The sequence below is a fragment of the Hymenobacter agri genome, assembly GCF_054778495.1.
Genome location: NZ_BAAGZM010000217.1, coordinates 1 through 6520, shown reverse-complemented (window position 1 = coordinate 6520; position 6520 = coordinate 1). Strand labels below are relative to the sequence as shown.

8 protein-coding genes are annotated in these 6520 nt (G+C 62.7%); 4 read left to right on the top strand and 4 right to left on the bottom strand.

Annotated elements, in window-relative coordinates:
• Positions 1-214: Rho termination factor N-terminal domain-containing protein (locus ACYVDE_RS12000; protein WP_460501785.1), on the bottom strand; the 214-nt coding region annotated here is incomplete at its 3' end.
• Positions 215-663: 449 nt separating this feature from the next.
• Here ACYVDE_RS12000 and serS point away from each other — a divergent pair.
• Together serS and ACYVDE_RS11990 are read left to right on the top strand one after the other, a co-directional pair.
• The gene (serS, locus tag ACYVDE_RS11995; protein ID WP_460501784.1) at positions 664-1938 is read left to right on the top strand and encodes a serine--tRNA ligase; all 1275 of its coding nucleotides are present in this window, start codon (positions 664-666) and stop codon (positions 1936-1938) included.
• 73 nt (positions 1939-2011) lie between these two features.
• Complete coding sequence (locus ACYVDE_RS11990) at positions 2012-2314, top strand: hypothetical protein (protein ID WP_460501783.1); 303 nt, start codon at positions 2012-2014, stop codon at positions 2312-2314.
• 20 nt (positions 2315-2334) lie between these two features.
• Here the strand turns inward: ACYVDE_RS11990 and ACYVDE_RS11985 are convergent, their stop codons facing one another.
• Positions 2335-2610, bottom strand: coding sequence for a ubiquitin carboxyl-terminal hydrolase family protein (locus tag ACYVDE_RS11985; RefSeq protein ID WP_460501782.1), 276 nt, complete (start codon positions 2608-2610; stop codon positions 2335-2337).
• Between the two features lie 208 nt (positions 2611-2818).
• Between ACYVDE_RS11985 and ACYVDE_RS11980 the strand changes: the two genes are divergently transcribed.
• Both ACYVDE_RS11980 and ACYVDE_RS11975 read left to right on the top strand, forming a co-directional pair.
• The gene (locus ACYVDE_RS11980) at positions 2819-3541 is read left to right on the top strand and encodes a dioxygenase family protein (protein WP_460501781.1); all 723 of its coding nucleotides are present in this window, start codon (positions 2819-2821) and stop codon (positions 3539-3541) included.
• A gap of 32 nt (positions 3542-3573) precedes the next feature.
• Entirely contained in the window at positions 3574-4302 is a 729-nt protein-coding gene (locus ACYVDE_RS11975) for a pirin family protein (protein WP_460501780.1), read from the top strand.
• Here ACYVDE_RS11975 and ACYVDE_RS11970 read toward each other — a convergent pair.
• Together ACYVDE_RS11970 and ACYVDE_RS11965 are read right to left on the bottom strand one after the other, a co-directional pair.
• Positions 4292-5287 carry a glycosyltransferase family 9 protein gene (locus ACYVDE_RS11970; protein ID WP_460501779.1) on the bottom strand — a complete coding sequence of 332 codons (996 nt, stop codon included), beginning with the start codon at positions 5285-5287 and terminating at the stop codon, positions 4292-4294. The two genes, ACYVDE_RS11975 and ACYVDE_RS11970, sit on opposite strands and share 11 nt — an antisense overlap.
• Before the next feature lie 147 nt (positions 5288-5434).
• On the bottom strand, positions 5435-6520 hold a 1086-nt coding region (locus tag ACYVDE_RS11965), incomplete at its 5' end, for a PHP domain-containing protein (protein WP_460501778.1).

Sequence of the window (6520 nt, the reverse complement as noted above, 5' to 3'; positions counted from 1 at the left end):
CGGCCGGAGTAGCGGCGGCCGGAGCGGCAGCGGCAGGTGCCGCCATCGGCGCAGCGGGAACTTCGGTGGCAGCGGGGTTTAGGGCCTGCTGGTCGAGGATTTTGTATATCAGCTCCTGCTTGTTGAGCTTTTTGAAGTTGCCAACATTTAGTCGCTCGGCAATTTCTTTGAGGTCGGACAACAGCCGGTCCTTCAACTCGTTAATGGTGTGCATAAAGGGAATAAGGGGAGAACATCGGCGGGAAAGCACGGGGGCTGGCGGCCCGGAATGGCCCACGAAGGGGCGCATAATGGCCAGCGAAGGCACGGCGACAAGGCCGCTGGAATATGACATTCGCAGAGTCCGGGCGAGCTACGGGGCAGCAACGCGCGGCGCGAGATGAATAGACAGGAAAATGAGGTGCAGAATGGGGCCGCTGGAAATTCAGCAAAAAGACGGACCAAAGACGAGCCCACTAGCCCGCTGGCCCGACCACGGCGGCCGGTTGCTCCCGCAATGTTAGCGCATTACGGGCAAACGGCCAAATCGACGGCCCGCCTACTCTGCCCTCTACACGCAGACCGCGAAAATAAGTTGCGTCCAGTTTCGGGGCGGGGCCGGCGGGGCGGTGGCGGGGTCGGGTTTTCCTTGCGACCTTTGCCCCGTTACCCATTCGCTTCTTCATGCTGCAACTTTCCGTTCTCCGCGACCAGACCGACTTCGTGCTGGCCGGCCTTGCCAAAAAGCGCTATGCCACCGGCCCCGCCGATGTGGCTGCCATTCTCGACCTCGACCAGCGCCGCCGCCAGCTTCAAACCAGCCACGACTCGGCCCAGGCTGAAGCCAACAAGCTCGCTCAGCAAATCGGCGGCCTGATGAAGTCGGGCGACAAAGCCGGCGCCGAAACCCTGAAAGCCCGCACTGCTGAGCTTAAGCAACACACCCAGAGCGCCGCCGCCGAGCTGGCCCAAGTGGAGAAAGAGCAGCAGCAACTGCTGTACAAGCTCCCCAATCTGCCCCACGCCAGCGTGCCCGAAGGCCGCAGCGCCCAGGACAACGAGGTGGTGCGCGAGCACGGCGCCAAGCCCGAGCTGGGTACCGACGCCCTGGCCCACTGGGACCTCATCAAGAAGTACGACATCATCGACTTCGAGCTGGGCGTGAAAATTACCGGCGCGGGCTTCCCCGTGTACAAGGGCCAGGGGGCCCGCCTGCAGCGCGCGCTCATCAACTTCTTCCTCGACGAGGCCCGCGCGGCCGGCTATACCGAGATGCAGCCGCCCATTCTAGTGAACGAGGCCAGCGGCTACGGCACCGGCCAGCTGCCCGATAAGGAAGGCCAGATGTACCACGACGCTAAGGACGACCTGTACCTCATCCCCACGGCCGAGGTGCCGCTGACCAACATCTACCGCGACGAGATTATTCCGGTCGAGAAGCTACCCATCCGCATCACGGGTCACACGCCCTGCTTCCGCCGCGAAGCCGGCTCGTGGGGCGCCGACGTGCGCGGCCTCAACCGCCTGCACCAGTTCGACAAGGTGGAAATCGTGCAGATTACCGAACCCGAGCAGAGCTACGCCGCCCTCGACACCATGGTAGCTCACATCGAAGGCTTGCTGCAAAAGCTGGAGCTGCCCTACCGCGTGCTGCGCCTCTGCGGCGGCGACATGGGCTTCACCAGCGCCCTCACCTTCGACCTCGAAGTGTGGAGCGCCGCCCAAGGCCGCTGGCTCGAAGTGAGCTCGGCGTCGAACTTCGAAACCTACCAGGCCAACCGCCTCAAATGCCGCTACAAGGCCGAGGGCGGCAAAACTCAGTTGCTGCACACGCTCAACGGCTCGGCCCTGGCCCTGCCCCGCATCGTGGCCGCGCTGCTCGAAAACAACCAGACCAGTGAAGGCATCAAGCTGCCGGCCGTGCTGCACAGCTACTGCGGGTTTGAGAAGATTGGGTAGCTGAGCAAGCTATTCAGTAAATTGGAAACCAGTTCGGTAGCGTATACCGGACTGGTTTTTTATTTTCTGCCTCATGGAAGCTCAGGAACAACCTTTCTCGCAACTCATCCGTCAGGCGCTGGGGCCATTCGGCAGCGAAGCGGCATTACGGGCGTGCTTTGACCCGAATTCGGGAGAATGGGATGCTACGAGTATGGCCGATAAAGTCCAAACGCTGCGGAAATGCATCGCTGCGGGGCTGGACTTATCACTCTTGCTTCGTTACGATGAATTAACAAGACGGCAGCAGGGAAAGAATTTCTCCGAAGCCGCAACACAGTCGGCATTGATTCAAATCATCACCCACTTGCTAACCGACCATTCGTCGAACGACTAGCTGACGCTGCTTTCAGGAATTTAATATTCCGCCATTTCCTGGTCCACATAGCACCAGAGCCAGCGCTCGCCGGGCTCGGCCGAGGATACGACCGGGTGCTGGGTGGCGCGAAAATGCTTGGTGGCGTGCTTATTGGGCGACGAGTCGCAGCAGCCCACGTGGCCGCACTGCTGGCACACGCGCAGGTGCACCCAGTCGTCGCCGAGGGCCACGCACTCGGGGCAGGCGTATTCGGGGGCGGTTTTGAGGCTGGTGAGGGACGTGAGATGCTGGCAGGGTTCGGTTTCGGCGGGCATGGCGAGGGCGAAAGAGGGAGGTTAGAACTACCGACCTGGCACGGGCCGGGCCGGAAATGTAGCAATTGTTTTTGCGAGCCGAATCCGGCAACCGTCGAGGCCTGGGGGCCAACCGCCGATTGCCGAGCCGCCGCGGGAATGTTGCGGGGCAGCTTTGGGTATTCCAACCACGCTAGTCCTGATTTCTCACCGCTCATCCCCCATCGTTATGGAACGAAAGCATTTTTTGAAAAGCCTGTTGCTGGGCGCGGCCTCGGTGCCCGCGCTGCTCACGGCCTGCAGCAAGGAAACCGCCGAGCCTACCGCCAGTAGTTCCACCGGTTCGGGCAGCACCGGCAGCAGTTCGGGCAGCTGCGCCGTGGCCCCCACCGAAACCGAAGGCCCCTTCCCCACCAAAGTGCCGTCGAGCTACGTGCGCAGCGACATCCGCGACGGCAAAACGGGCTACCAGATGGACATTACCATCACGCTCAGCAACAGCAACGCCAGCTGCGCGGCGCTGGCCGGCGCTATTGTCGACATCTGGCACTGCGACGCCGAGGGCAACTACTCGGAGTACGGCGGCACGGGCATGCAGGCCACCAACTACCAGTCGGTGCACTTCCTGCGCGGCCGGCAGGTGACGGATGCCAACGGGCAAGTGAAATTCACGAGCATCTTCCCGGGCTGGTATTCGGGCCGCGCCACTCACATCCACGTGCACGTGTACTCGGCCACCGGCACCTCGCTGAAGGTGACGCAAATTGCTTTCCCCGAGGGCACCGGCACCGCCTTGGCCGCCGTGAACGGCTACGCCAAGGGCCTGAGCGGCTACACCGCCAACGCCAGCGACAACGTGTTCAGCGACGGCGTGGCCAACGAGCTGGCTACCGTGACGGGTAGCACGTCGGCCGGTTTCCAGCTGGCTTTCTCGATGGGCGTGCCGGCGTAAGCGGGCGGGCCGTTTCTAATTATCTGCTGCGTATGATTTCGCAAACGCCGGGCAAAATCTTTCTGGCCGAGGAGCGCGGGCTGGCCGATTCGGAGCAGTTCCGGCGGTACAGTACGTTCAGCTTTGGCGGGTTTGCGCACCCGCACAAGGGGCCGTTTGGCCGGCTGTTTGGGCTGAATGAGGAAACGCTGGCCGGCGGCCACACCGTCGAATTTACGGTGGCCGAAGCCACGCAGGTGTTACTGCTGCCTATCACCGGGGCCGTGGCGGCCAGCATCGATGCTGAAGCGCCTGAAGCCCTGGTCGAAGCCGGCGAAACCCTGCTGCTGGCGCTGCCCGCCGGCAGCGCGCTCCGGCTGCGAAATCCCTTCGGCAGCGAGCTGGTGAGCTTTCTGCATATCTGGCTGCGGGCCGATGCCGGCGCGGTTTCGGCCGCTGCACAACCAGTGAGCTTCGCTTTCAGCCAGATGGAAAACCGCCTGCTGCCGCTGCGACCGGGCGCACCGGCAGAGCTGCTGGCGGCGAGCCTGGGTCGGTTTGCAGGCCGGCAGGAAGCCGTTTACCAGCTTCGTAATCCGGCTGGCAGTGTGTTCGTGTTCGTACTGGCCGGGGCATTCGAAGTCGAAAGCCGGCTGCTCCACGAAAAAGACGGCCTAGCCCTGTGGGACGTAGCTGCCATCGAGCTGGAAGCCTTGAGCAACGACGCGCTGCTGCTGGTGCTGGAACTGCCGCCGCTGGCCGAAACGGAGGTTATTCGGTAACGGCTAAGGCCGGCCAGTCGAGCGTGAAAAACTGCTCGCGCATGCACCGGAAATGCCCCTGTGGGCACTTGGCAAAGCCAATTTTGGAGCATGGTCGGCAGTTCAGGCCCTTCACTTCCAAATTTTCAAACTCAGTGCGGAAAGGGTACATGCCGAACTCGGGCACCGTATTGCCCCACACGCTATAAGTGCGCTTACCGAAGGCCGCGGCAATGTGCATCAGCCCCGTGTCGTGGCTCACTACAAAGCTGGCCTGCCGCAGCAGCGAGGCCGACTGGTGCAGCGAGTAGCGCCCGCAGCCGTTGTGGATTGGGGACTTAGGGACTTGGCGACCTGGGGACTCGGCGGCCATAATGGCTTCGGCCACGGGCGCGTCTTCGGGGCCGCCGAGCAGCATGACGGGGCGCGGGGCCAGCTGCTGGCACAGCTCCACCAGCTTCTCCAGGGGCAGGCGCTTGGTGGCGTGCTGCGCGCCAATGGCCACGGCCACGTAGCCGCGCTGGAAGTCGGCGGGCAGCGTAGCCAAATCCACTTCCTGACCGGTAGGGATGAAATAGTCTAGGCCGCGGCCGTCGTCGTGCACGCCGAGCGGGGCGGCGGCCGCCAGGTAGCGCTGCACGATGTGCACGTCGGGCAGGCGGTTGACTTTGAAGTTCACCAGCAGCCACTTCTGCCAGTTCAGCTTGTCGAAGCTGCTCGATTTCACGCCCAATTGCAGCTTGATGAGCTGGGTGCGCAAGTTGTGGTGCAAGTCAACGATATAGTCGAACTTCTCCGCTTTCAATTCCTGCACTAGCTCGCGCAGGCTGCCGCTCAGCACGTGCACCCTGGCCACGTAGGGGTTGGCTTCGAGCAGGCCGCGGTAGCCGGGCTTGGTGGCGAAATGCACCGCCGCACCCGGCACCTGCTGCGCCAGCGCCCGCACTACCGGCGTAGTCAGCACAATGTCGCCGATGGAAGAAAAGCGGAGAACGAGGACTTTCATTTTTAGCCGTAGGCTAAGGAGGGGAAACGAACGTCATGCTGAGCGTAGCCGAAGCATCTCTACCGCGCAACGTAATACTATTGCACGCGAGATGCTTCGGCTACGCTCAGCATGACGTTCTGGATTATACAGGATTCATTCAAGCGTCTACTCAAACAGCGACTTCTTGAACTCCAGCGGCGGCGCAATTTTGGCTTTGCGGGCTTCAAAATAGGCCGCTACCTCCTCCACCGACTTGGCGTTGAAGGTCATCTCCTTGGTGAGGTGGCCTTTGCGGCCCATCAGTACGCCGTAGCGCATGTCTTCGTAGCCGTTGGTGTGGTGGGCGTCGGGGTTGATGCTGAGCTGCACGCCCTGGTCGAGGGCGTAGCGCACCCAGCGCCAGTCGAGGTCGAGGCGCCAGGGGTTGGCGTTGATTTCGATGATGACGTTGTGCTGGGCGCAGGCGTCAATTACGGCCTTGTAGTTGATGGGGTAGCCCTGGCGACGCAGCAGCAGGCGGCCGGTGGGGTGGCCCAGCATGGTCGTGTAGGGGTTTTCGATGGCGCGCAGCAGGCGGTTGGTGGCTTTGGCTTCGTCCATCTTCAGGTTGGAGTGCACCGAGGCCACAATGAAATCGAAGCTGGCCAGCACGTCGGCCGGGTAGTCGAGCGCGCCGTCGCTGAGAATGTCGCTTTCGATGCCTTTGAAGATGCGGAACGGGGCCAGCTCAGCGTTCAGCTGGTCGATTTCCTGGTGCTGCTGGCGCACGCGCTCCACGCTCAGGCCGTTGGCGTAGTGGGCGGCCTGGCTGTGGTCGCACAGGCCGAGGTACTCGTAGCCGTGGTCGCGCAGCCAAGTGGCCATTTCGCGGATGCTGTGGTTGCCATCGGACCAGGTGCTGTGGTTGTGCAGCGAGCCGCGCAGGTCGCCGTCTTCGAGCAGGTGGGGCAGCTTTTGCTCGGCGGCCAGGGCAATTTCGCCCAGGCCTTCGCGCAGCTCGGGCACGATGAATTGCAGACCGGCGCGCTCATACAGCTCTTCTTCCTGCTCAAATTTCTCGCGCCGCGCCAGCTGCCGCAGGGTGCCGGACGTCGGCAGCGCTTCGTTCAAATGACCTTCGGCCGCTGAATTCAGGAATACTTCGGTGGTAAAATTCTCAGGCTTCACCAGCAGCACTTCCACCCGAATGCCCGACTCGCGGGCCGTGCCGCGCCAGGCAAACGGGCCCGAGCGGCGCGCATCGGGCACGAG

Excerpts from the sequence above, each read along its gene's own strand:
- serS (WP_460501784.1), top strand. The coding sequence starts at position 664 with ATGCTGCAACTTTCCGTTCTCCGCGACCAGACCGACTTCGTGCTGGCC.
- ACYVDE_RS11990 (WP_460501783.1), top strand. The coding sequence starts at position 2,012 with ATGGAAGCTCAGGAACAACCTTTCTCGCAACTCATCCGTCAGGCGCTG.
- ACYVDE_RS11985 (WP_460501782.1), bottom strand. The coding sequence starts at position 2,610 with ATGCCCGCCGAAACCGAACCCTGCCAGCATCTCACGTCCCTCACCAGC.
- ACYVDE_RS11980 (WP_460501781.1), top strand. The coding sequence starts at position 2,819 with ATGGAACGAAAGCATTTTTTGAAAAGCCTGTTGCTGGGCGCGGCCTCG.
- ACYVDE_RS11975 (WP_460501780.1), top strand. The coding sequence starts at position 3,574 with ATGATTTCGCAAACGCCGGGCAAAATCTTTCTGGCCGAGGAGCGCGGG.
- ACYVDE_RS11970 (WP_460501779.1), bottom strand. The coding sequence starts at position 5,287 with ATGAAAGTCCTCGTTCTCCGCTTTTCTTCCATCGGCGACATTGTGCTG.